Here is a 23,229-nt window from a genome sequence, read left to right as displayed (position 1 = left end):
GTCATGACCACAACAGCACCCCGCCCGACGACTGTCGGCACTCTGCGGGGGCGCGTCATCAAGCTCGCGGAATGGGTGACCACGCCGCTGGTCCCCGCCGACTACCTCGACGTCATCGACCCGCTGCGCTCCAGCGCAGACCTACGCGGCCGCATCGTCGCGGTGCACCCGCAGACCCGCGACGCCGTCACGGTGGTGATCAAGCCGGGTCGCAGCTGGCGCGGCCACACACCCGGCCAGTATGTCCGCATCGGTGTCGACGTCGACGGCGTCCGCCAGTGGCGCGCCTACTCGCTCACCTCGGAGGTGTCCCGCGAGGACGGTTGCATCGCGATCACCGTGAAGGCGATCCCCGACGGCACGGTCAGCAACCATCTGGTACGTCGGGCCACCGTCGGCACCGTCATCCAACTCGACCAGGCCGCAGGAGATTTCACTCTCGGCACCCAGACGCCGAGCAAGCTCCTGTTCCTCACCGCAGGCAGCGGCATCACCCCCGTGATGGGGATGCTGCGCAACATGACCGACGAGCGCGCCGATGTCGTGGTCGTGCACTCCGCCCCCTCCGCGGACGACGTCATCTTCGGCAGGGAACTCCGCTTGATGGCCCGCCGCGGCCGAATCCGGTTGGTGGAGAGGCACACCGACACCGACGGCATGCTCGACATGGGGCGCCTCGGCGATCTGGTCGGCGACGTCGCCGAGCGCGAGACCTGGGCCTGCGGGCCGGCCGGAATGCTCGACGCCCTCGAGGCCCGCTGGGACACCGCGGGCATCGCCGATCGGCTGCACACCGAGCGCTTCCGGCCGACCGTCATCACCGCCGGCGACGGCGGCGAGGTCACCTTCGCCAAGACCGGAACGGTCGTCGCGGCCGAAGGGTCTCAGACTCTGCTCGACGCCGGCGAGGCCGCGGGTGTCCTGATGCCGTCCGGCTGCCGGATGGGCATCTGCTTCGGCTGTGTCGCTCCCCTGCGTCAGGGCGCCGTTCGCGACCTCCGCACCGGAGACGTCACCACGGCCTCACCCGGTGACAACGTTCAGATCCAAACCTGTGTCTCCGCCGCTGCGGGCACCTGCGAAATCGCACTGTGATCAAGGAGATTCGACATGACTTCCACCACCCTCGCCCCGGCACGCACCACGGCCGGCCCCGCCGCCCATCTCACCGATGACGACATCGAGAATCTCGGCCGGGAGCTCGACGCCGTCCGCGAACAGATCATCTCCAGCCGCGGCGAGCGCGACGCAGCCTACATCCGCAGGGTCATCGACGGTCAGCGCAAACTCGAGCTGAGCAGCCGGGCGATCCTGCTGTTCTCGTTGTTCCCGCCCGCCTGGATCGTCGGAACGGCCGGTCTGTCCGTGTCGAAGATCGTCGAGAACATGGAGATCGGCCACAACGTCATGCACGGCCAGTGGGACTGGATGCGCGACTCGAAGATCCACTCGACCACCTGGGAGTGGGACAACGCCTCGCCCGCGGACATGTGGAAGCACTCGCACAACGAGGTCCACCACACGTACACCAACGTGCGCGGCAAGGACCACGACCTGGGTTACGGCATCATGCGCGTCGACGAGAACCAGAAGTGGACGCCGTTCTACCTGGGCCAGCCGCTCTACAACGCTGTCAATGCCCTCATGTTCCAGTACGGGATCGCGGCGTACGACCTCGAGATCGGCAAGTATCTGAAGGGCAGGACGGACTCCGAGGAGTTCCGCCGCAACGGCAAGCGGGTGCTCGCCAAGATCGGCAAGCACGCGGTGCGCGACTATCTGCTGCATCCGCTGCTGTCGGGACCGTCCGCGCTGACCACCCTGACCGGGAACCTGACGGCGAACGCGGTCCGCAATCTGTGGACGCACTCGGTCATCATGTGCGGGCATTTCCCCGAAGGGGTCGAGACGTTCGAGAAGACGTCGATCGACGGCGAGACGCGCGGCCAGTGGTATCTGCGTCAAATGCTCGGATCGGCCAACATCACAGGAAGTCCGTTGCTGCACTTCATGACTGGCAATCTGTCGTTCCAGATCGAGCATCACCTGTTCCCCGACCTGCCCAGCAACCGCTACCAGGAGATCGCGCCGAAGGTGCAGGAGCTGTTCGAACGGTACGGGCTGACCTACACCAGCGGTTCGCTTCCCCGACAGGTGGCATCGGCGTGGAAGAAGGTCTTCCGGCTGTCCCTGCCGAACGACTTCGGCGGGTCACGGCGGACGACCGACGCCGCCGCCGCGGCGTAAGCCCAGCTCGGCGGCGCCGCCGGCCTGAGCCGTGCCGGTTTGTAGGCTCGGTGCATGCCGCTGCACAAGGGCGAGGAATTCGCCGGGTACCTGATCGAGCGGCTGCTCGGCACCGGCGGGATGGGCGAGGTCTACCTCGCGCAGCATCCCCGCCTACCTCGTCATGACGCGCTGAAGATCCTCACGTCCACCTCGACGGCAGACACCGAGTTCCGCGCCCGGTTCATCCGGGAGGCCGAGATGGCGGCGACGCTGCGGCACCCCCACATCGTCGGTGTGCTCGACCGGGGCGAATTCGACGGCCGCCTGTGGATCTCGATGGACTTCGTCGACGGCACGGACGCGGGCCGATTGATCGCGCAGACCTACCCGCGCGGGATGCCCGAGATCGAGGTGATCGACACCGTGACGGCGGTGGCAGATGCGCTGGACTTCGCCCACGAACGGCGCCTGCTTCATCGTGACGTCAAGCCGGAGAACATCCTCGTGACCGCGTCGGACGGACGCCGCCGACGGGTGCTGCTGACGGACTTCGGTATCGCCCGTCGCATCGACGACGTCAGCAACCTCACCGACGACAACGTTGCGATCGGGACCGTCAGCTACATGGCCCCCGAGCAGCTGCGCGGTCAGCCCCTCGATGGTCGCGCCGACCAATATGCTCTGGGGGCCACCGCTTTCCACCTCCTGACCGGTGCGCCGCCGTTCGACGACGCCAATCGTGCGGTCGTGATCGGTCACCATCTGGGGACACCACCTCCGCGCATTTCGGCGCGTCGGCCCGATCTCGCGCACCTCGACGACGTCCTCGCGAAAGCACTGGCCAAGGATCCCGATCAGCGGTACCCCAGCTGCCTCGACTTCGCCGAAGCGCTGTCGAGTCGACACCGAGCAGCCGAGAACACGCAACGCCACCCCGCGGCGCCGGAAGCGGGTCCGCAGGGCCGTCCCGCCACCCAACGCCTCGAACATCTGGCGCTGCGTGGAACTGCATATGAGGTGAAATACCGCGCTGCCGGGGCCGGTGGCGGCGGCGAGGCGGTGTCGTTCCGTCTGACACCGACCGATCCGACCGATCATCTGCCCAGTCCGGTTCCCGTCGCGGTCAGTGCTGAGCTCGGGCCTGGTCCGCTCGCTGACGGCGCGACGGTCGACGTGCACGGGGTCTGGGACGGCCGAACCCTCGACGCCGACGAGATCAGAATCTACCCGGCCCAGGCGCCCCCGCCGCCCCCGCCGCCGCCGTCGTCGCGGTTGTCGCGCGAGACGGCAGCGTTCGAGACGGCCGAGCACGAGCCGACATTCACCCGCCGCAGGCGCAGGCCGGCGATCCTCGGTGCGCTCGCCGGGGTGATCCTGGTGGCGGTGGGTGCAGTCGCGTGGTTCACCGACGGCTTCGGTCTGTGGACACGTTCGGGGCCGATCGTCACGCCGGCCGGGGTCACCGTCTTCGCGCCCGCCGGCGCCGCGGACAATCCCGACAAGGCGAAACTGGTGATCGACGGCAACCCCGACACGTCGTGGTCCACGGTCACCTACACCGACCCCGTCCCCTTCCCGAATTTCGTCGAGGGCGAGGGATTGATAGTGCACCTGCCCGAACCGACGGCGTTGAGCGCCGTCACCATCGACCTGTCCAGCACCGGGACCGAGGTCCAGATCCGCTCCTCGCCGTCGGAGAATCCTGCCGCACTGGCCGATACCGCGGTGCTGACCCCGACCACCCCGCTACAGCCGGGACACAACCGCATCGCCATCCAGGACCACACCGCCACGTCCAATGTCCTGGTGTGGATCAGCACATTGGGCACCACCGACGGCAAGAGCCGTACCGCGATCTCCGAGATCACCGTGCAGGCGGCCCGGTAGAACGCCGGGCCCGCAGCATCACGCCGACAGTCCTTCGACGACGGCCAGCGCGGTGAGGTAGCGAACTTCCTCAGTGGCGGCGCGATCGCTGAGGAACTGACCGGAGGCGCCGGCCTGAGCCGCCATCAGCGCGCGTGTGAACGCCTCCGGGGTGACGGTCAACGTCCGGCCGGTCTTGGCGATCATCTCCATGAAGATCTCCTGCAGGCCTTCTCGAAGGCGTTCGACCTGGGCGTCCAGCGCACGGGCGATATCGGGCTGATGAGCGGCCCGAGCCACCAGAGCGGCGTGCAGGGCGATGCGCGGTTGATCGGTGACGCCGGCCTTCAGCAGGTGCCGCACCACGCGGTCGGTCTCGAGGATGCCCGCGGTGTGCAGCAGGGGTTCGGCGGTGTTCCGTAGCCGCGCGACGAGGGCGTCGTTCTGATGCTCGTAGACCTCGAAGAGCAGGTCTTCCATGCCCTCGTAACTGGAGTAGAACGCGCCACGCGTGTAACCGGCCGCGCGGCACACTTCCTCGACGCTGAACCACGTCCGGCCGCTGTCTGCGATGAGCGCATCAGTGGCCTCGATCAACCGTGCCCGGGTGTTGCTGCGCCGGCGGGTTCTCGGCGTCCCTGTGACCTTCACGACAAACGGCCCTTCTAGCTCGATACATTCCGTATTGGATGCATATCGTATTGAAGCACCCACACAGTTCCGACGGCAACCCAGGAGGCGAGAATGAGCCGACACACTGCGGCGAGCGATCCGCAGACGCGTCCCGGGACCGCCAGTGAGGCGGTCATCGTGGCGCGCGGGTTGACGTTCGACGGTGAGCACGGCCCGCTGTTCAGCGACGTGGATCTGGATCTCGATCGCGGCCTGCACGCGGTGCACATGCCCGGCGGCCACAGCCAGAAAGCGCTCTTGCTCACGCTGGCCGGTCGGCTCAAGCCGAGCGCCGGCACCGTGGAGGTGTTCGGCGACACGGCGCCGCGGGCGATACGCCGGCACTGCGCGATCGCCGCCTTCGCCGACATCGACGATCTGGACGACGCCGTCACCGTGGGGACAGTCGTCGCCGAGCAGCGTCGCTGGCTCGCTCCCCTGTTCCGCCGGTCGGTTGACGATTCGGGCCGCGACGTCCTGTCCGAGGTCTTCGGGGATCTGCGCCGCCCGGCGCCTACCGACTACATCGGAGACCTGGGCGATCTGGAGATGTTCCTGCTGCAGATCGCTCTGGCGCTGCAGTCCGATCGGCCGGTGCTGGTGGTGGGCGACCTCGAACAGGTCCGCGACAGCGAGCGGCGGGTGCAGGCCGCGCAACGCCTCGGCGCCATCGCCGGCTCCCGCCTGGTGGTCGTGGGCGTGACGAACTCGCTCGGCGATGAGGCTCCCGAGCACGACGTGCACATCCCGAACATGGGGAAGGACTGAAGATGATGGGCGGACTTGCCCTCGGGTCGGAGATCACACGCTTCGCCCGCAACCGGATGACGCGGATCGCCGTCGTCGTCCTGATGCTGATGCCGTTGACCTACGGCGCGCTGTATCTGTGGGCATACTGGGATCCGTTCGGCCATGTGGACAAATTGCCTGTGGCGCTGGTGAATTCGGACCGCGGCACGGAGGTGTCCGGTCAGAAGATTAACGTCGGCGCCGAGATTGCCGACCGCCTCAACGACGACAAGAGCCTGGACTGGCACCTGGTCGACGATGCCGAGGCGCGCGACGGGGTCACACACGGCAAGTACTACTTCATGCTGGAGCTGCCACCGGACTTCAGCGAGGCCATCGCGTCGCCCACCACGGGTAACCCCCGCAAGGCGCAGCTGATCGCCGAGTACAACGACGCCAACAACTACATCTCGTCGAGCATCGGCCGCACTGCAGTGGAACAGGTCCTGGGCGCCGTGTCGACCAAGATCTCGGGGCAGGCGGTTAACCAGGTGCTGTCGGTGATCACCACCTCGGGGACAGGTATCAAGCAGGCGGCCGACGGAGCGAACCAACTCGCCGACGGCGCAGCGCAACTCGACACTGGCGCGGGTCGATTGGTGGCCGGCCTCGATGCCGCCCGCAACGGGTCGGCGGAACTGGCGGCCGGGTCCCGCAAACTGTCCGACGGTATCGACACCGCCACAGATCCCCTACTGAAGATCACCAACCTGGTCGCGTCGGTCGGCACGACGAGCGATCAACTCGACGGGCAGGTCCAGGACAGCTCGTCTGCGCTGACCGAGGCGTCCGACGAGATCGCCACCATCACCGCAGCGCAGGACACCGCCGCCCAGTCGCTGACATCGGTCATCGACAGCCTCTCTGCCAACCAGGATCCGGTGTCGGTGATCGCGACCGGGAAACTTCGGGAGACCCGCGATCAACTGCTCGCCCACCAGCGGACCGCAGACATCCAGGCCAAGCTCACCAAGGCCCGCGCCATCGCAGACTCGGGCGGCCCAGTGGCGTCTGCGCTCTCCGACATCTCCAGCACGAGCAAGGAACTCAGCGCAAAACTCACTCAATTGCGCGACGGCGCCCAGCAGGTTGCGTCCGGCAACGCCCAATTGAGCGCAGGGATCACCACACTCGATGACGGCGCCCAGCAGTTGAAATCCGGTACCGCACAGCTGAGTTCCGGTTCTCATGAGCTGGCGACCAAGCTGACCGAGGGCGCGCAGCGCGTTCCCGACTGGACACCCCAGCAGAAGGACGCCATCGCCGATACGATCGGCGGACCTGTGCAGCTGACGAGCTCGCATGAGAACTCGGCGCCGAACTTCGGTACCGGCATGGCGCCGTTCTTCCTCACGCTCGCACTGTTCTTCGGTGCCATGCTGGTGTGGATGGCGTTCCGTCCGCTACAGAACCGGGCGCTCGCCGCGGAGATCGCGCCGCTCCGGGTGACCTTGGCCAGTTATCTGCCCGCAGTCCTGATCGGAATCCCCCAGGCGATCATCCTGTATAGCGTCGTGCGCTTCGCTCTACACGTCCACGCGGAACATCCCGTCGCGATGCTGGGCTTCATGATCCTCACGTCATGCGCCTTCATCGCGGTGGCCCAGGCGATCAGCGCCTGGCTCGGCCCGGTGCTGGGCAAGGTGCTCCTGATGATGCTGCTGATGGTGCAGCTGGTCAGCGCGGGCGGGCTCTACCCCGTCGAGACCACCACCGCGCCGTTCCAGACCCTGCACAAGTTCGACCCGATGGCCTACGGCGTCAACGGGCTTCGGCAGCTGATCCTCGGCGGAATCGACGGTAGGCTCTGGCAGGCGCTGATCTTCATGGTCGCGGTGTGGCTGGGATCGATACTGCTGACCTCACTGGCGGCGCGGCGCAACCAGTTGTGGAACCTCACCCGCCTGGTGCCGGTCGTCAAGATGTAGGGAACCGAGCGAGCGATGCCCGACAGTCGTCGGAACCTCCCGCTCACCGGGCGGCCGTTTCGTCATCGCCGCCACCGTCTGCAACCGTGTGGTTCACAGGCAGACGTCAGGGAAGGGCGACATGAAAGCCGTGTTGTTGATCCTGCTCGCGATCTGCGCTTCGGCGCTCGGGCCACCTCTCGCAGTGGCCGACACTCCACACGGCAACTTCGAACTGCGGCTCGACGGCAGATACGACTTCCACACGTGGATCTGGGTGTTGGCGAGCTGCGACGGTGACTGCGTCTTCGTCCAGGCAATTCCCCAGCCCGTCGCGAGGGCCTTCCCCTACGCCGGTGACGCGTGGCTGAAGGATGGCCGCTACACCCTGGCGGTGGATGTCCCCGACGGATTGCGCTGCGGCAATGTGTATTACGGAACGACGATCCCCACCCACGACGTCTACACCTGGGACGCCACCACCCGCGTCGGTGTACTCACGTCCTCTTTCGATGCCGGGTGCGACGGCAAGCCGGGGACACTGACCTATCCGTTCTCCCTGTCGCTCATGTAGCAGCGACCACTACCTGTCGGCCCTGACTGCCATGGTCTTGGCGTCCATCCCCCCGAGTGACCCCGTGCCCGTCTCGGCATTGTGCGCATGGGCGAAGTGGTGCAACCCGAAAACCGAGTCCATACCGTTGCGCAGACCCATCTGGTCTTCACACTGGTTGACGGCCCGTTTCGCCAGCGCCAGACCGAAGGCGGGCATCTGCGCGATGCGCTCGGCGAACTCGAGCGCCGTCGCCTCGAGTGCGTCCCGCGGCACCACGCGATTGACCATACCCACCTCGTATGCTCGTTGGGCGGTGAACCGGTCGGCGGTGAACAGGACTTCCTTGGCGAATCGCGGACCGAGGATCCAGGGGTGGGCGAAGTACTCGACACCGGGAATGCCCATCCGGACAACGGGATCGGCGAAGAACGCGTCGTCCGCGGCGATGATGGCGTCGCAGACCCAGGCCAGCATGAGGCCGCCGGCGATGCATGCACCGTGCACCATGGCGATCATCGGTTTCGGGATGTCGCGCCAGCGGCGACACATTCCGAGATAGACCTCCATCTCGCGGGCATAGCGTTGGTCGCCGCCGTCCTTTCCGACGTGGTCCCACCACAGCACGGCGTGGTTGTCGTAGGACACGTGGTGATCGCGGCCCGGGGTTCCGATGTCGTGCCCGGCACTGAAGTGGTCACCGTTGCCAGCGAGAACGATCACGCCGATGCCGTCGTCGTCGACCGCGCGTCGAAACGCCGCGTCCAACGCGTAGGTCATGGCCGAGTTCTGCGCATTGCGGTACCGGGGCCGGTTCATCGTCACCACCGCAACTCGACCGTCGGCCCGGTACGTCACCACGTTTTCTTCAGGGTGGCCCGCCGAGTCGTCTCCAGATGTCGCCACAGTGACCCCGCTTCCGCTTCGTTGTCGTCGAGCCAAGGGTGCGTGGTGCGAAGGCTCCGCAGCAGAACGGCTTCCACTCATCGGGAGTTGAGCCGGTCACATGCCGGAGGCGGACGTCAGGCCGGGTCGAACGAGGAGATGCGCCAGGTGCCGTCAACCTTGGCGAGCCCGACCTTCACGCTGCTCGCCGCCTGGGCCGAGCTCGGATTGTCGCGGCTGGTCGTCGATTGGTTGATGAACAGCAGCACGTGCGCGCTGTCGGGACGGGCATCCATCACGGCCGAGCGCACCACGGTCGCGCTGGCGTGGACATCCTTCTGCTTGGCAGCAGGTACGAGGATCTGATCAGCGAACTGGCTGTAGTAGGTGAGGAAATCGCCGGTGAGGTGAGACCGCGCAGTCGCCAGATCTTTGTCCAAACTGTCGGGCGCATAGGACAACAACGCCACGGCCCCCTGCTGCGCGGCGGCCAGTGCCTCTCGCGCTGCAGCGGCCGTTTCGCGGTCGCCGCGATGGGGCCCGAGGTAGACCACGGCAGTCACCGCGAGGCAGATCACGAGAAAGCCAACGGTGGCGAGCAACCGCCATCGAGCCGCCAGCGATCGCGTCCAGGTCGTCGCGGTGTCCGCTTCCGGGGTCTGCGGGCTCTCGATCCCATCCTCGGGCGTCGCAGTAGCGGTGGAAGCGTCTTCGTCGATGCTGGCGGTCACGGCACGAACTCCACTTTCGCCAGTTTCATCTGGTGGCCGTCGTCGACCATGTCCACGCTGAGGCGCCAGTTGCGTGGTTGTTGGTCGGCGCCAGCGGAATTGCTGACGGTCGTCGCGGCCGTGACGAGCACGGTTGCGGTGGTCGGAGTCATCGATTCGACGGCAACCACCTGTGCGTCGGCCTTCGTCACCGACTTGGACGCCTGCGCGGTCTTCACGAAATCCCGTGCTTCGGATTGGAAGTCGTCGTGGAACTGCCCCGTGGAGTTGTCGAGGATCTGGCGCACGTTGTCTTCGGCTCTCGAGCTGTCGATGGACATCAAGGTGACGACCGCCTGCGACGCGGCGGCCGCGAAGGCCGCCCGACGTTGCTGCTCCTGCTGCTCGAGATGGTGTTCCCACAGCAGATACCCACTCGCTGCCAGGAGGGCGACCCCGGCCAGGAGGGCGACGGCGGAAACCAGCCCCGTCGTGGTGGGCCGCCACCGTCTGCGCCGGCCGACGACAGAATCGGGTGGTTCCGACGTGTCGGCGTCATCAGCGGACTGCAGGCCAGCCTTGCGGCGCAGTTCGTCGGCGCGGGCGCGGGCCTGCTCGGCGCGGGCTTCAGCCTCGACGGCCTCGGCTTCCGCCTGCCCCGCCAGGGACAGTTCGTCCGTCGCGGTCGTCTTCTCGACGCGGCTCATCAGCCGCATGGCCTACCTCCAGATACGTCGAACGTCGATCAGCAGCACTGTGACTGCTGCCACACGGTAAACGGCTGGACGACTGCCGGTCACCGAAGGTTCCCACCCAGCGGTCACCAGTGCCGCATCGAGCACAACGCCCCGCGTTGCCCCTCGCCGTGATCGACGTCGACACCGTCGACCGTCATCTGACAGCGCAGGGTGGCGGGGGCCGGCGAAGGCGGCCCGGCCGCGGTCACTGCGACCATGGCCCACCGACCGGGGTCGGCCAGCATGGCCTCGTGGACCCACGGGGCGCCCGGCTCGAGCTGGACATCGTCACGCGGGCTGAAGCGGTATGGGTCATGGCTGTAGTCGGCCCATGTCGGGGGATCCGTGTCGCGGTAATAGATGTCGACATCGACGGGACGGTCGGTGGTGACGGTGTAGGTCACGCGGTGCAGCGGCGCCCCGTCGTCGGCACGTGCCGTCGGAGTCTGGGGCATGCACAGGGCACCGGCGACCAGCACGCACCCGGCCACGCCGTTCTTCACACGCCTCGTCATCTCAGGTGTCTCCGCGAACCCAGCGGGCGGCCCCGTCGACAGCTATGCAGGACAAGAACAACCCGTCGGGCGCCTGGGCGACAGTGTTCATCGCACCCTCGCACGACGAATTCTCGTCACGGACGCCCTGCAGGGGCGGCGACCGGAAATAGCGGGGGGCGTAGCGGCGCGGCGAGCCGCAGAACACCAACCTCCCCCACGATGTCGTGCCGAACACGAAGTGTGCGGTGTCGGCGCACGGCGAACCGAGAACCACGCCGCCGGTGATGCCGGGTACGCAGGACGGGTCGTTGCATTCCGGGGGTGCGGCGTGGACCGTTCCCGGAAGGGCGAGACCCGCGACGAGCAGCGCCGTGGTCGCGATCGCCCGAAAGTGCACGCCCGACACTGTGCCACCGCGGGCGCGAGGCGCCATCGCATCGCCCACTGGGTGGGAGGTGTGCGGCCACAGGGCGCCGGAACAGGGAAAGTGTGCGGCGACGTGAGGAGCGAGCCATGCGGTTGTCGAAGACGTCTGTTGCGCTGGGGGTGATGTCCGCCGCGGCGGCAGTGGCCGGCCAGCCAGGCCTCGTTGCCGCGGCATCCCCGCAGTGGGGCCTGAACGGCACCTACGTCGCCACGTCCAACGGCGAGTGGGCGAAGACCTACGACGTGTTCAAGGACGAGGCCAGCACCCGCAGTACGTGGTCGATCACCACGTCGTGCAGCTATCCCGGCGAGTGCACCGGCACGGTGCACAGCGACTTCGGTTGGGACGCACCGATCTACCAGAAGAGTGGGGTCTGGTATGTGAAGAAGATCGTCGATCGGTGGCAACCGTGTCCCGACGGCAGCGCCGGCCCCGGGCTTCAGGTGTTCCGCTTCTACCCTGCGACCGCTGATGGCAGCGGGACCGATCCGACCTCGACCACCCTGATGGGTGAGGACTCGACGACCGGGGTCAGTGGATCGTGCGGCAGCAGCAAAGTGGTGTTCACGACGATGCCCTTCAAGCTCGTCAAAGTCGACTGAATCACTGGGCTTCTCAGCTCGGGAAGAGATCCTTCCAGCTGCGTCCGCCGGCGTGCGGAACCAGATCGGCCTGCCGGTACACCTGACCGTCGGGGGTGGCGTATTGACCGGTCCGCGGGTCGTAGGTGGCGATCGCCACTGAGGGACCGCCGGAACCGTTGGGGCGGTATGCGCTTGGCGCGACCGTCGCATCCCCCGGGGCCGGCGCACTCGCGGGGGCCGGCGCCTCCTGCGGTGGCGCGGCTGGTGCGGGCGGGGTGCCTTCCACCGGCCCGTGGATCGCACCGTCGTGGTCGACGCGGGAGTCCGGCGGGACGCCCTGGGCCAACAGATTGGGGTCGATCGGATACGGGCCCAGAGCATGCTGCCGCATGGCCAGAGGCTCGTAGGGCTTGTCGCTGTCACAGATCTCGACGGTGGGTGCACGCTTGCCCGGGTTACCCATACAGGGGTAGTTGCGGGCGCCGCGCACTCCGATGGGCGAGTCCTGCGGGAGCTTGCAGTACAGGCCGTCGGGGGTGTCGATGTCGCTGGTGTCCTCGGGTGACCGCCATGCCGAGGGCGGAAGGAATCCCACCGTGCAGGCCGGAGGATCCCCGATGGTGAGGCTGAAGTCACCCAGCGACATGCCGGTGGGGTTGTTCTTCGGCGCACCGTAGGCCTGGGTGGAGGCGACCACGGGCGGCAGCAGCACCAAGAGTTGCTCCAGGGCCGGTTGGTAGGTGACACCGACCTGGCCGAGGGTGGTCAGGTTAGCCAGCAGGATCGGCAGCGTGGGCTTGACGTCGTTGAACAAGCGGGACGCCTCGTCGGCTGCGCCGGGTCCGGTGGACAGCAGGGTACGTACCTGGGGGTCGTTGGCGGCCACCTGGCCGGTGATGCCGGCGAGGCTACGGGCCCACGTGCGGATGGCGTCCGCGGATTCGGCCTGGCCGTCGAGCAGCGGTGCGCTGTCGTCGATGAGCGCTCTGGCCTCATCGGCGTGGGCGTTGGCGTCTCCGATCAACCGTGACGACGAGTCCAGCAGTGATCCGACGTCGGGCCCGGTTCCGTTGAAGGCGGTGAAGGTCTCGTCCATCAGTGGGCTGATCTTGTCTTTGGGGACACTGCCGATCAGCGCGCTGATCTGATCGAGCATCGGTCCGACCGCCTGCGGGATCGACGTGTCGGCCATCGCGATCACCGATCCGTCGCGCAGAGAGGGGCCCACATCGGAGCGAGGCTGCAGGTCCACGTACTGCTCGCCGACCGCCGAGACGCTGAGGACCGCGGCGTGCAGATCGGCCGGGATCTTCGGTGAGGTGTCCAAGGACAACGTGGCCTCGGCACCGTCTCTGGTGGGTCGCACATCGGTCACCTTGCCGACCTGGACGCCGCGGTAGGTGACATTCGAAAACCGGTACAGGCCACCGGTTCCGGGCAGTTTCAGAGTGACGGTCATGCGGCCGATGCCCAGCAGGGTGGGCGCCTGCAGGTACGTCACCGCCATCACCGTCAACCCGATGACCGAGGCGACCGCGAACAGGATCAGCTGGGTACGAATAAGGCGGGTGAGCACTAGCTGCCTCCTGCGGTCGGAATGACAGGCGCGGTGTCAGACCCGGCCGATGCAGCGGGCGCGGATTCGGCACCCGACGATGCGTCGGCGCCTTCTGCCGGCGGATCGATCAACGGTGGCATCGTCGAGATGTCTTTGGGCGCGGGTGTGATCGGCATGTTGATCGGATCCTTGGTGTAGTTGGCATACCAGGGATCTCCGGGTGCGGGCACCAGCGGCGCGCCTTCCTGACCCCACCGGGTGCCCAGGAACAGGCCCCGCTTCAACCGGGGAATCGTGAAGTCGAAAGTGATGAAAATGTTCATGTAGTCACCGCGGATGGCGCGGTCGATGAAGTTCTGCGGATACGGGTAGGTCGGCACGAAGGCCAGATCCGTGGCCAGATTGGGTCCCACGTCGGCCAGCGCGCGCACCGTGGGTTCGAGGTTGCGCAGGTTGGTGACCAGGTCGTCGCGGGTGGCGGTGATCACCGTGGTGGCGGTGTCGCTGAAGTGCCCGAGCTTGTCCAGTGCGGTGGTGATGCGAGGCCGTTCCCTGATCAAGACGTCCAGCGCCGGTGGAATACGTTGCAACGCTTGGGTGATGACGTCGCGCTGACCGGCCAGCGTGCCCGAGAGGCGGTTGAGCGCCGCGATGGACGCGTTGATGTCGTCGCGCTGGTCGGCGAAGACCCCCACCAGGTTGTCGAGACGGGTGAGCAGGTCGCGGATCTTGCCTTGGCGACCATCGAGCGCGGCGTTGAACTCGTTGACCAATTCCCCGATCTTGCCCAAGCCGCCGCCGTTGACCAGAACCGACAGCGACGACAGGGTTTGTTCGGTGGACGGATAAGTGGAGGTCTGATCGAGCGGGAGCGTCGCCCCCGGAGAGAGCCGTCCGGCTGCCTGCTGGCCGAGCGGCGGGTCCAGGGCGACATGCATGGAGCCCAGCAGGCTGGTCTGGCCTACTGTCGCAACGGCGTTGGCAGGAATGACGACATCCGGCTTGACGGAGATCTCGACGTCGGCATGCCAGTTTCGCACCGTCATCCGGGACACACTCCCGACGATCACATCGCTGACCATCACCGGTGAATTCGCCTCCAGCGTGCCCACATTGGCCAGTTCGAGGCGATAGGTGGTTGCATCAGCGCCCCGGCCGACGGTGCCGGGCAGTGGCAACGAGTTGAGGCCGTTGAAGGCGCATCCCGTCAGGGTCAGCACCGAAGCGCCCCCGATCGCTGCGAGGCGCAGGACGGATCGTCGAAGGGTCATGGCGCGCCGCCGGGAGCCGGTGCTGCCGGGGCAGGCGCGGCCTCGGCGGGCAGCAGCATGTCTTGCAGAGAACGTCCGGGCGCGCCGACTGGCGCGGGCGCGGGTACGCCGGGCGGGATCGGAGCGCCGGGGAACAGTGCCGGGGACGGGTTCGCCGGCACCGCGGGGTTCGGTGCGTACGCCCCCGGCGGGCCCGGAGGCCTGCCCCATCCGGCGGGAGGCGGTACGTCACCGGCACCGGTGTAGGCCGACACCGCCGGCGGCGCGGACACGGGCTGTGGTCGTCCGCCCGGACCTCCGGGGGCGATGTTCGGATCGGTGTACACCAGGTTCTCAGGGCTGGGCGCCTTGCGCAGATAGGCGTTGAACGGCATCGGCAGGTAGTTGAAGTTGATCAGCGAAAGAGCAGGCCCGAGATATTGGGCGCACAGTTTGGAGGTCTCGGGGGCGGTCGCGTTCTTGACCGCCGCGATGGCCGAACACACCACCGCCACCGGATCGGCGAAGTTCGACAGGGCGAATGCGCCGACGGCGGTTCCGCTGTCCGGGTTGTAGATGTTGTACCCGTTGGCGATTGCGTTGGGCGCTACGTGCAGGAGGTTTTCGAGTTTGACTTTGTTGTCGACGAGATTCTGAGTGACGTTGGTCAGGCGCTGCAGCTGTTCGACCGTCTGGTCCCGGCTTCCGGCGATGAAACGCCGGACATCCCCCACTGCGGTGGCGAGGTTGGTCAGCGCCGCGTCCAGGTCGGTGCGGCTGCCGTCGATGACGCTGGTCACGCTCGCCAGACGATGCTGGAACTCGACGATCTGAGTGTTGCTGTCCTTGAGTGCGGTGACGAAGACCTGCAGGTTCTTGATGGTGTCGGCGATGTTGCCGCTGCCCGCAGCGAGCACCCGGCCGACGCCGGCCAGCTGGCTGAGCGCTTGGTGCAATTTCTCGCCGTTGCCGTCCATCGCGGCCGCAGCACTGTCGATGACTCGGCTCAGCGAGGTGGCTGATACACCGCCCAGAGGTCCCAGGTCTGATGCGAGCCGCATGAGCTGGTCTTTGACCTGGTCCCATTCCACCGGAACGGCGGTGCGCTCCAACCCGATTCGGGCCCCGTCCGACATCACGGGACCGCTGTCCTCGTACGCAGGGGTGAGCGCAACATAGCGGGCCGCAACCAGATTCTGCGCCATGATGATGGCTTTCGCACCGGCGGGGACAGCGACACCGTGGTCGATGGCAAGCGTCAGTGTGGCGTGGTCGCCGGCGGGTTCGATACTGGTGATCCGGCCGACTTTCACCCCCGCGACGCGCACGTCGTCACCGGGATAGATGGCGGTGGCCGAACTGAAGTCGGCGGTGACTGTCGTCGGCCCGAAAAAGCTCTGCCGCACCAGCACCGCTGACCCGGCCACGCCGAGAACGATCAGCACGATCAGGGCGGCTCGGGCGATGGATGCACGTTGGCGGGTGATCATCGGCTGCCTCCGGGAATGCCGTTGCGGGGCCAGGGGAATTCCGCGCGCGGTCCGGCGTTGTCGGGGGGTTGTCCGGCGTTGGTGCCACGCCGGAATCCGAACGCGTAATCGAGGAACGGCTGCAGCGTCTGCGACGGCAGCAGGTTGCCGATGAATGCGTTGTAGTAGTAGCCGTTGTTGACTGACTCCCCCTGTGTGACTTGGTACTTCGCCAATCCGGAGAGAGCGTTGGCGATGTTGTCACGGTTGCGCTCGAGCATCTCGGTCACCGAGTTGAGCTGCTTGAGCGTTGGGGCGAGTTCTTCTTCGTTGTCGTGCACCAGGCCGGACAACTGCTGCGCCAGCGCCGAGGTATTGGCCAGCAGGGTGACGATCGAGTAGCGGCGTTGGTCCAGCACCTCGGTCAGGGTGTTGGCGTCGAGCAGCAACGTGTTGACCTGTTGGCTGCGCTCGGCCAAGATTCCGGTCACGTCTGCAGCGTTCCTGAGCAGATTCGCCAACGATCCGTTGCGGTCGTTGAGCGTTCGAGACAACTCAGTCAAACCGTCGAAGGTCGGACCCAGCTGCGGCGCCATCGCGTCGATGGTGTCCGACAGCGTGTCCAAGGACTGGTTGAGCGCACCGGTATTCGTCGCGGCGGTGTTGGCGGTGAAGTCGCTGACGGCGTCGGTCAGCGAGTACGGCGAGGACGTGTGGCTCAGCGGGATGGTGTCCGCGGCGCGCAAGCCGCCCGCACCGCTGGGTTCGAGGGTGAGCATCCGGGCGCCCAGCACGGTTCCGGTGCGGATGTGGGCGGTCGTTTCGGCGCCGAGGTGCACCGCGCTGTCGAGCGTGAAGGTCACCAGCGCCTTGCCATGGCTGAGCGACACGTCGGTGACGGAGCCCTTGGTCACGCCTGACACCTTGACGTCGTTGCCTGGGGCGAGACCGCCGGCTTCGGCGAACAGTGCGCGGTACTTGATCGCCGTCGCCCACGACCACAGAGCCTGGGGCTGCAACCCCACGGCGATGACGAGGGCGATCAGGATCACGCCGATGAGTCCGCTACGGACGAGCTGGGATCCGCGGTACTTCAGCATCAGGGCTCCCCGCAACGGCCGTTGTTCTGGGTGATCCAGGGGAAGTAGGCCGTCCGACCCTGGAGGTCGGTGACGCGCACGTTCATCCCGCACAGGTACTGATTGATGAAGCTGCCGTAGGAGCCCAGTCGCGCCAGCTTGCGGTAGTTCGCCGGCGCCTTCTGCAACGACAGGTCCAACTTGGCCTTCGCCTCGTCGTCGGCGAGCAGAGGAGCCAGCCGGGTGAGTTGATCGACGGTGCCCGACAGCGGCGGACGTGCCTGGACCATCAGATCGGTGAGCGACGCCGTCCCGGTGTCGAGTGCGGTGATGGCCTCACCGATGGGGTCTCGTTGCTCGGACAGGCCGGTGACGAGTTGTTGCAGACGCTGCACCGCGCCGGCGAACTGGTCACCATCCTCGGCCACCGTCGCCATCACGGTGTTGAGGTTGTCGATGAGCTGCTGCACGGTCTGGCCGTTGTCGGCGAGCGCCTGGGTGAACGACGACGTGTGCGACAGCAGGGATTGAACGGTGCCGCCCTGCCCTTGCAAGATCTGGATCAATGAGTTGGTCAGGGTGTTGACATTCTGCGCGTTGAGCCCCTGGATGACGGGTTTGAGTCCGCCCAGCAGCAGGTCGAGATCCAGCGCGGGCTCGGTCCGTTCCCGCGGGATCTGAGAACCCGGCGGTTGCAATCGGGTCGAGCCGGGGCTGTCGAGCAGCTCCAGATACCGGTTGCCGACCAGATCGAGATAGCGCACGGCGACTTTGGTGGAGGTGGTCAATGCGACGTCACGGTCGGCGTCGAACTGTACGACCACTGTGTTGTCCGGCTGCAGCGCGACGTCGTCGACCGTGCCGACGCGAAGTCCTGCGACGCGTACCGAATCGCCGGCTTTGAGGCTGGACGCATCGGCGAACACCGCGGAATAGCCGTTGGTGGACCCGGTGCGGAACTGTCCCATGATGACGAACAGGGCGCTCGTCAGCAGCAACATGGTCACGCCGAACACGCCGAACTTGATCGCCGTCCCGTAGCGGCCGGTCATCCGGGCTGGCCGATCTGGGCGGTGTTTCGAGGGGGGCCGTCCAACGGGCCGAACAGCGCCTCCTTGAGGGCGTCGGAGTTCAACAGAATTCCCTGGTTTCCGTACTGCGCCGGGTTGGCGTCGATGTCAGTGACCACGAACGGGGGACGTTCCCCGAACCCGACGTTGGGCAGGTTCATGCATTGCGGACCGCCGGTCGCGGCGACCTTCGGCAGGTTCCTGGGATATCGATAGCGTTCGGTGCCGAGCAGGAAAGAGTCGAGCAGCATGACTCCCGGGAGGGGCTGCGGTGCACCCATGGCCAGGGGTTCGACGCCTTTGAGCGCACACGTCAACGCGGGGTTGTACCGGTTGGTCAACGTGGTGGTGGGCACCAGCAGGCGCAAAGTGCTGGCCAGCGAATCGCCGTTGGTGGCGATGACGTCGGTGCCGATGTCGGCCAGCCCTATCGTGCTGATCAGCAGGGCGTCGAGGTCCTGTTGACGATCGACGAGGGTGTCGCTGAGCTGGGTCGCGTTGGCCGCCGTCTTCGTGAGGTCAGGCGCGGCGTCGGCGTAGGCGTTGAGGACACCGGGTGCGACGGACAGCTCATGCCGCAGCGCCGGCAGGCTGGGGTCGAGTGTGGCCAACAGGTCGTCGAAGTCGGTCATGGTCTGTCCGACCTTGTCACCGCGGCCGCCGAACGCTTGGGCCAGCGCGCCGAGGGTTTCATTGAGCTTCTCGGGTTGAACTTCCCGGAGCACTGTCACCAGCTGCTCGAAGACGGTGTTGATCTCGACAGTGACGTGCCGGGCGTCGAGCACTTGGCCGGCGCGCATCGGGTCGGCCGACGGTGTCGTAGGAGGGATCAGGTCGATGAATTTCGCTCCGAAGACCGTGCTCGAGGCGATCTGCACCGTGGCGTTGGCCGGAATCAGGCCGAGGTCGTGCGGATTCATCGCAAGCCGGATCGCGGCTTGTCCGTCGGGCAACGCGTCGATGGTGACGACCTTGCCGACTTGCGCGCCGTGCCATTTCACTTTGGCTTCCGGATTCATCACTAGTCCCGCGCGAGGTGAGATGACCGTCAGCGAGGCCGTCGGGGCGACTCCGCCACGGAACAGCACCACGGCGCCGGCGACGACGGCGGCGATCACGGCGAGCGCGACGGCACCCGTCCACATACGTGCAGCGTTGTTCGACAAGGGTTTCTGCTAACCGGAGAGGTTGAAGTTGCCGTTGGAGCCGTAGACGGCCAACGAGGTGAGCAAGGTGATCGAGACCACGACGATCAACGATGTGCGTACCGCGTTGCCGACGGCGACCCCCACCCCCGCGGGGCCTCCCGAGGCGAAGTACCCGAAGTAGGTGTGCACCAACAGGATTGCCAACGCCATGAGTATCGCTTGGAGGAACGACCACAGGAGATCGATCGGGTTCAGGAACGTGGTGAAGTAGTGGGCATAAAGACCACCGGACTGCCCCAGCAGCACCACGGTGGTGAACTGGCTGGCCAGAAACGACAGGATGACCGCGATCGAGTACAGCGGCGTGATGGCCACCATGCCGGCGACGATGCGGGTGCTCACCAGGTACTCGACGGCCCGGATGCCCATCGATTCCAGAGCGTCGATTTCTTCGTTGATACGCATCGCTCCCAATTGCGCAGTGACACCAGCACCGAAGGTGGCGGCGAGGCCGATGCCGGCGACGATGGGCGCAGAGATGCGCACGTTGATGAAGGCAGCAAGGAAGCCGGTGAGTGCTTCGATGCCGATGTTGCCCAGCGAGCTGTACCCCTGGATCGCCAGCACCCCGCCGGTGGCCAGTGTCAGGAATCCGACGATGACCACCGTTCCGCCGATCATCGCCAATGTTCCTGCACCCATGCTGATCTCGGCGATCAGGCGGATGACTTCGCTGCGGTAGTGGGCGGCCGCATAGGGCACGGAACGCAGTGCTCTGCCGTAGAACAGGACGTGGTCGCCGATGCCGCCGACGATGGCCGCTGGTTGTCGCGTTGCCCGCACCAGGCGGGGGTAGGTCGATTGAATAGCCACAGTGGTGCCGCCCGTCACTTGCTGGTCATCTGGATGCCGATCGCGGTGACCACGACGTTGACAACGAACAGCGCCATGAACGCGTAGACCACGGTCTCGTTGACGGCGTTGCCGACGGCTTTGGCACCGCCGCCGCTGATGGTCAGCCCGCGGTAGCAGGCAACCATTCCGGCGATGAGACCGAACAGCGCGGCTTTGACACAGGAGATGACGACTTCCGGAATGCCGGTCAACAGCGTGATGCCTGCGGCGAATGCACCCGGGTTGACGTCCTGCACGAACACGGAGAACAGGTAGCCGCCGAGGATGCCGATGATCACGACCAGGCTGTTGAGCAGCATTGCGACCAGCCCCGAGGCCAGCATTCGGGGCGTGACCAGCCGCTGCACGGGGTTGATACCGAGTACTTCCATCGCATCGATCTCTTCGCGAATCGTGCGCGATCCCAGATCCGCGCACATCGCCGTCGCGCCCGCGCCGGCGACGATGAGCACCGTCACCATCGGACCGACCTGGGTGACCGCGCCGAACGCCGCACCCGCTCCGGACAGATCGGCCGCCCCCAGCTCGCGCAGCAGGATGTTGAGCGTGAATGACACCAGAACGGTGAACGGGATCGCCACCAACAACGTGGGCGCCATGGATACCCGTGCCACGAACCAGGACTGGTCGAGAAACTCCCGCCATTGGAATGGTCCGCGCACGACGAACTTGGCGGCATCGACCGACATGGCGAACAATCCACCGACCCCCTGCAGCGGGACGGCGAGATGTCGCTGCGGCATCGCTTCCTCCATTCGGCGTGTCACCCGATGTGACGCTGTGACCGGGGACACGTCTTGACTCGGGGAACCCTCGCATCTTCTCGACTGCCAGAAAATGGGCTGTCCCGCCCATCGGGAGAACGGGTCCGGGGCTCTGTTTCCACGCGGCTCACCGGTCAACGGAACGACGCGTTGCGCCCGCCACTCGGTGCGTGTGACGCTCGCGGTGACGATCCGGACGTGACGATCCGGACGTGACGATCCGGACGTGACGAAATGAGGAGCCGTGTCACAGACTGCTGTCCCGAACTCCCCTGGTGGGTCCGAGATCCTGCATGAAACCTCTACGAGCGCGGGGCCTTTGCGCTATTACGATGTCGGCCAGGGACCGGTGCTGTTGTTCCTGCACGGATCGGGGCCCGGGGTGACGGGGTGGCGCAACTTCCGCGGGGTTCTGCCGACCTTCGCCGAGCGCTTCCGGTGCCTGGTCCTGGAGTTCCCCGGTTTCGGCGTGTCCGACGACTGGGGTGGGCATCCCATGGTCACCGCGCAGGGCACTGTTGTCCCGTTCCTCGACGCATTGGGCATCGAGCGGGCGCACATCGTCGGCAACTCCATGGGCGGTGGGGTGGGTATCAACACCGCGATCACGGCGCCTGAACGAGTGGGCCGCCTGGTGACCATCGGTGGGATCGGCACCAACGTCTTCTCCCCCGGACCCAGCGAAGGTATCCGGTTGCTGCAGGAGTTCACCGAGAACCCGACCCGGCAGCGTCTGGTCGACTGGCTCAACTCGATGGTCTACGACCAATCGCTGGTCACCGAGCAACTGATCGAAGAGCGCTGGGCGCTGGCCACCGATCCCGAGACATTGGCCGCGGCACGTCGGATGTACGGCAAGGCCGCGTTCTCGGCCATGATGGCCGCGATGGCGTCGTCCGAGGCGCCCCTACCCTGGGCACGCATGCACAAGGTCTCCGCGCCGACCTTGCTCACCTGGGGGCGCGACGACCGCGTCAGCCCGCTGGACATGGCACTGATACCGATGCGCACGATCCCCGACGCCGAATTGCACGTGTTCCCCCGCTGCGGGCACTGGGCGATGATCGAGGCGAAGGCCGCCTTCGAGTCGGTGGTCACCGGATTCCTGCAGCGGGTGGCCTAGCACACGTCCGCTGGGCGGAACACGACACCTGATTCTCGCGGCAGTATTCCTACAGTGACCGCACCGCCCGAAGGGATTTTCATGCCGGACAACATGACTCGCGACGCCGCGGCACGCATGCTGCGCCAGGCCGAGCAACAGCGCAGGCCGGTCGACCCACTGATCGACGCCTACCCTGACCTAAACGTCGCCGACGCCTACGCGATTCAACGCGCCAACATCGCAGAACGGCTCGCCGCAGGCGTAACGATCTGCGGGCACAAAATCGGACTCTCATCTCCGGTGATGCAGCAGATGATGGGCGTCGACGAACCCGATTTCGGACACCTGCTCACGGACATGGTCGTCGAGAACGGCGCCGTCGTCGACCTGTCGTCACTGTGCCACCCCCGCATCGAAGTAGAGGTGGCGTTCGTCCTCGGCGCCGCCCTGCCCGCAGACTGCACCCCCGAGGATGTCCTCAACGCCACCGAGTACGTCAGCGCAGCAATCGAACTCATCGACAGCCGCATCCTCAACTGGCGCATCGGCATCATCGACACGATCGCCGACAACGCATCCTCGGGCAAGTTCGTCCTGGGCCCTGACCGCGCGGCGCCCGATGCGGTCGATCTCGCCGCTGTGGATGCGGCGCTCTACTCGGGCTTCGGCGGACGCGACGTCCTGGTGACCCAGGGCTCCACCAGCGCGGTCCTCGGCCACCCGGCCAACGCCGTGGCGTGGTTGGCGCGCACCCTGTCCGCATACGCCGTCACGCTCGAAGCGGGGCACGTCGTTCTCTCCGGCTCGTGCACACGCGCCGTCGACGTGGCCAAGGGTGACCATTTTCGAGCCGAACTCACCGGGCTCGGCGAAGTTCTCGTCGAATTCGTCTGAGAAAGAGCACTTTTGATGTCAGGAGTGAGCCCGATGGCTGGTAGCAAGGCAACCGTGGCGATTGTGGGGTCGGGGAACATCAGTACCGACCTGTTGTACAAGCTGCTGCGTTCGGAGTGGT

At 66.4% G+C, this 23,229-nt stretch carries 24 protein-coding genes; 10 read left to right on the top strand and 14 right to left on the bottom strand.

Annotated features, from left to right (window positions below; translation table 11 throughout):
- The first annotated feature begins 3 nt into the window (after nt 1-3).
- The 3 genes from ACZY1G_RS20090 to ACZY1G_RS20080 are packed head-to-tail and all read left to right on the top strand — an operon-like array spanning nt 4 to nt 4,116.
- Nucleotides 4-1,095, top strand: coding sequence for a ferredoxin reductase (locus ACZY1G_RS20090; protein ID WP_463817123.1), 1,092 nt, complete (start codon nt 4-6; stop codon nt 1,093-1,095).
- 15 nt (nt 1,096-1,110) lie between these two features.
- Nucleotides 1,111-2,247 (top strand): fatty acid desaturase family protein, encoded by a 1,137-nt coding sequence (locus tag ACZY1G_RS20085; protein WP_463823438.1) that lies wholly within the window; start codon nt 1,111-1,113, stop codon nt 2,245-2,247.
- 54 nt (nt 2,248-2,301) lie between these two features.
- Nucleotides 2,302-4,116, top strand: a complete 1,815-nt coding sequence (locus ACZY1G_RS20080) for a serine/threonine-protein kinase (RefSeq protein ID WP_463823437.1) — start codon at nt 2,302-2,304, stop codon at nt 4,114-4,116.
- Nucleotides 4,117-4,134: 18 nt separating this feature from the next.
- Here ACZY1G_RS20080 and ACZY1G_RS20075 read toward each other — a convergent pair whose 3' ends face one another.
- Nucleotides 4,135-4,746 (bottom strand): TetR/AcrR family transcriptional regulator, encoded by a 612-nt coding sequence (locus ACZY1G_RS20075; protein ID WP_463823436.1) that lies wholly within the window; start codon nt 4,744-4,746, stop codon nt 4,135-4,137.
- A 93-nt stretch (nt 4,747-4,839) separates the two neighbouring features.
- Between ACZY1G_RS20075 and ACZY1G_RS20070 the strand changes: the two genes are divergently transcribed.
- The 3 genes from ACZY1G_RS20070 to ACZY1G_RS20060 all read left to right on the top strand — a co-directional run bounded on the left by ACZY1G_RS20070 (nt 4,840) and on the right by ACZY1G_RS20060 (nt 8,037).
- On the top strand, nt 4,840-5,535 hold the full coding sequence (locus ACZY1G_RS20070) for a hypothetical protein (RefSeq protein WP_463817130.1): 696 nt from the start codon (nt 4,840-4,842) through the stop codon (nt 5,533-5,535).
- A gap of 2 nt (nt 5,536-5,537) precedes the next feature.
- A complete protein-coding gene (locus ACZY1G_RS20065) occupies nt 5,538-7,484 on the top strand; it encodes a YhgE/Pip family protein (protein WP_463823435.1) in 1,947 nt (648 codons plus the stop codon).
- Between the two features lie 121 nt (nt 7,485-7,605).
- On the top strand, nt 7,606-8,037 hold the full coding sequence (locus ACZY1G_RS20060; protein ID WP_463817134.1) for a hypothetical protein: 432 nt from the start codon (nt 7,606-7,608) through the stop codon (nt 8,035-8,037).
- A 9-nt stretch (nt 8,038-8,046) separates the two neighbouring features.
- Here the strand turns inward: ACZY1G_RS20060 and ACZY1G_RS20055 are convergent, their stop codons facing one another.
- The 5 genes from ACZY1G_RS20055 to ACZY1G_RS20035 form a co-directional block, all read right to left on the bottom strand.
- Nucleotides 8,047-8,922, bottom strand: coding sequence for an enoyl-CoA hydratase (locus ACZY1G_RS20055; protein WP_463823434.1), 876 nt, complete (start codon nt 8,920-8,922; stop codon nt 8,047-8,049).
- 116 nt (nt 8,923-9,038) lie between these two features.
- Nucleotides 9,039-9,632, bottom strand: a complete 594-nt coding sequence (locus ACZY1G_RS20050; RefSeq protein ID WP_463823432.1) for a twin-arginine translocation pathway signal — start codon at nt 9,630-9,632, stop codon at nt 9,039-9,041.
- Nucleotides 9,629-10,327 carry a hypothetical protein gene (locus ACZY1G_RS20045; protein ID WP_463823431.1) on the bottom strand — a complete coding sequence of 233 codons (699 nt, stop codon included), beginning with the start codon at nt 10,325-10,327 and terminating at the stop codon, nt 9,629-9,631. The genes ACZY1G_RS20050 and ACZY1G_RS20045 overlap by 4 nt, the downstream gene beginning before the upstream one ends.
- Nucleotides 10,328-10,431: 104 nt before the next feature.
- On the bottom strand, nt 10,432-10,863 hold the full coding sequence (locus ACZY1G_RS20040) for a hypothetical protein (RefSeq protein WP_463823430.1): 432 nt from the start codon (nt 10,861-10,863) through the stop codon (nt 10,432-10,434).
- Nucleotide 10,864: 1 nt separating this feature from the next.
- Nucleotides 10,865-11,251 (bottom strand): hypothetical protein, encoded by a 387-nt coding sequence (locus ACZY1G_RS20035; protein ID WP_463823641.1) that lies wholly within the window; start codon nt 11,249-11,251, stop codon nt 10,865-10,867.
- A 107-nt stretch (nt 11,252-11,358) separates the two neighbouring features.
- Between ACZY1G_RS20035 and ACZY1G_RS20030 the strand changes: the two genes are divergently transcribed.
- Nucleotides 11,359-11,874, top strand: a complete 516-nt coding sequence (locus tag ACZY1G_RS20030; RefSeq protein ID WP_463817141.1) for an Rv2253/PknI dimerization domain-containing protein — start codon at nt 11,359-11,361, stop codon at nt 11,872-11,874.
- A 13-nt stretch (nt 11,875-11,887) separates the two neighbouring features.
- Here the strand turns inward: ACZY1G_RS20030 and ACZY1G_RS20025 are convergent, their stop codons facing one another.
- The 8 genes from ACZY1G_RS20025 to ACZY1G_RS19990 are packed head-to-tail and all read right to left on the bottom strand — an operon-like array spanning nt 11,888 to nt 21,088.
- Complete coding sequence (locus tag ACZY1G_RS20025) at nt 11,888-13,432, bottom strand: MCE family protein (protein ID WP_463823429.1); 1,545 nt, start codon at nt 13,430-13,432, stop codon at nt 11,888-11,890.
- The gene (locus ACZY1G_RS20020) at nt 13,432-14,685 is read right to left on the bottom strand and encodes an MCE family protein (RefSeq protein WP_463823428.1); all 1,254 of its coding nucleotides are present in this window, start codon (nt 14,683-14,685) and stop codon (nt 13,432-13,434) included. Before ACZY1G_RS20020 ends, ACZY1G_RS20025 begins: the two co-directional genes overlap by 1 nt.
- On the bottom strand, nt 14,682-16,154 hold the full coding sequence (locus ACZY1G_RS20015) for an MCE family protein (protein ID WP_463823427.1): 1,473 nt from the start codon (nt 16,152-16,154) through the stop codon (nt 14,682-14,684). The genes ACZY1G_RS20020 and ACZY1G_RS20015 overlap by 4 nt, the downstream gene beginning before the upstream one ends.
- Nucleotides 16,151-17,233 carry an MCE family protein gene (locus ACZY1G_RS20010; RefSeq protein ID WP_463817149.1) on the bottom strand — a complete coding sequence of 361 codons (1,083 nt, stop codon included), beginning with the start codon at nt 17,231-17,233 and terminating at the stop codon, nt 16,151-16,153. Before ACZY1G_RS20010 ends, ACZY1G_RS20015 begins: the two co-directional genes overlap by 4 nt.
- A complete protein-coding gene (locus tag ACZY1G_RS20005) occupies nt 17,233-18,264 on the bottom strand; it encodes an MCE family protein (protein ID WP_463817150.1) in 1,032 nt (343 codons plus the stop codon). Before ACZY1G_RS20005 ends, ACZY1G_RS20010 begins: the two co-directional genes overlap by 1 nt.
- The gene (locus ACZY1G_RS20000; protein ID WP_463817151.1) at nt 18,261-19,427 is read right to left on the bottom strand and encodes an MCE family protein; all 1,167 of its coding nucleotides are present in this window, start codon (nt 19,425-19,427) and stop codon (nt 18,261-18,263) included. Before ACZY1G_RS20000 ends, ACZY1G_RS20005 begins: the two co-directional genes overlap by 4 nt.
- A 30-nt stretch (nt 19,428-19,457) precedes the next feature.
- Nucleotides 19,458-20,303, bottom strand: coding sequence for an ABC transporter permease (locus ACZY1G_RS19995; protein WP_463817153.1), 846 nt, complete (start codon nt 20,301-20,303; stop codon nt 19,458-19,460).
- Between the two features lie 14 nt (nt 20,304-20,317).
- Complete coding sequence (locus ACZY1G_RS19990) at nt 20,318-21,088, bottom strand: MlaE family ABC transporter permease (protein WP_463817155.1); 771 nt, start codon at nt 21,086-21,088, stop codon at nt 20,318-20,320.
- A 307-nt stretch (nt 21,089-21,395) separates the two neighbouring features.
- On the opposite strand from ACZY1G_RS19990, the gene ACZY1G_RS19985 reads away from it, so the two are divergent.
- The 3 genes from ACZY1G_RS19985 to ACZY1G_RS19975 form a co-directional block, all read left to right on the top strand.
- The gene (locus tag ACZY1G_RS19985) at nt 21,396-22,232 is read left to right on the top strand and encodes an alpha/beta fold hydrolase (RefSeq protein WP_463817222.1); all 837 of its coding nucleotides are present in this window, start codon (nt 21,396-21,398) and stop codon (nt 22,230-22,232) included.
- Between the two features lie 81 nt (nt 22,233-22,313).
- Complete coding sequence (locus ACZY1G_RS19980; RefSeq protein ID WP_463823640.1) at nt 22,314-23,108, top strand: 2-keto-4-pentenoate hydratase; 795 nt, start codon at nt 22,314-22,316, stop codon at nt 23,106-23,108.
- 33 nt (nt 23,109-23,141) lie between these two features.
- Nucleotides 23,142-23,229, top strand: an 88-nt coding sequence (locus ACZY1G_RS19975; RefSeq protein ID WP_463823639.1) for a hypothetical protein, incomplete at its 3' end; no start/stop codon positions are given.

It is taken from the genome of Mycobacterium sp. IDUB_5, assembly GCF_055419565.1.
Note: the sequence above shows the minus strand (reverse complement) of the source record. Positions and strands in the feature narration are given on the sequence as shown.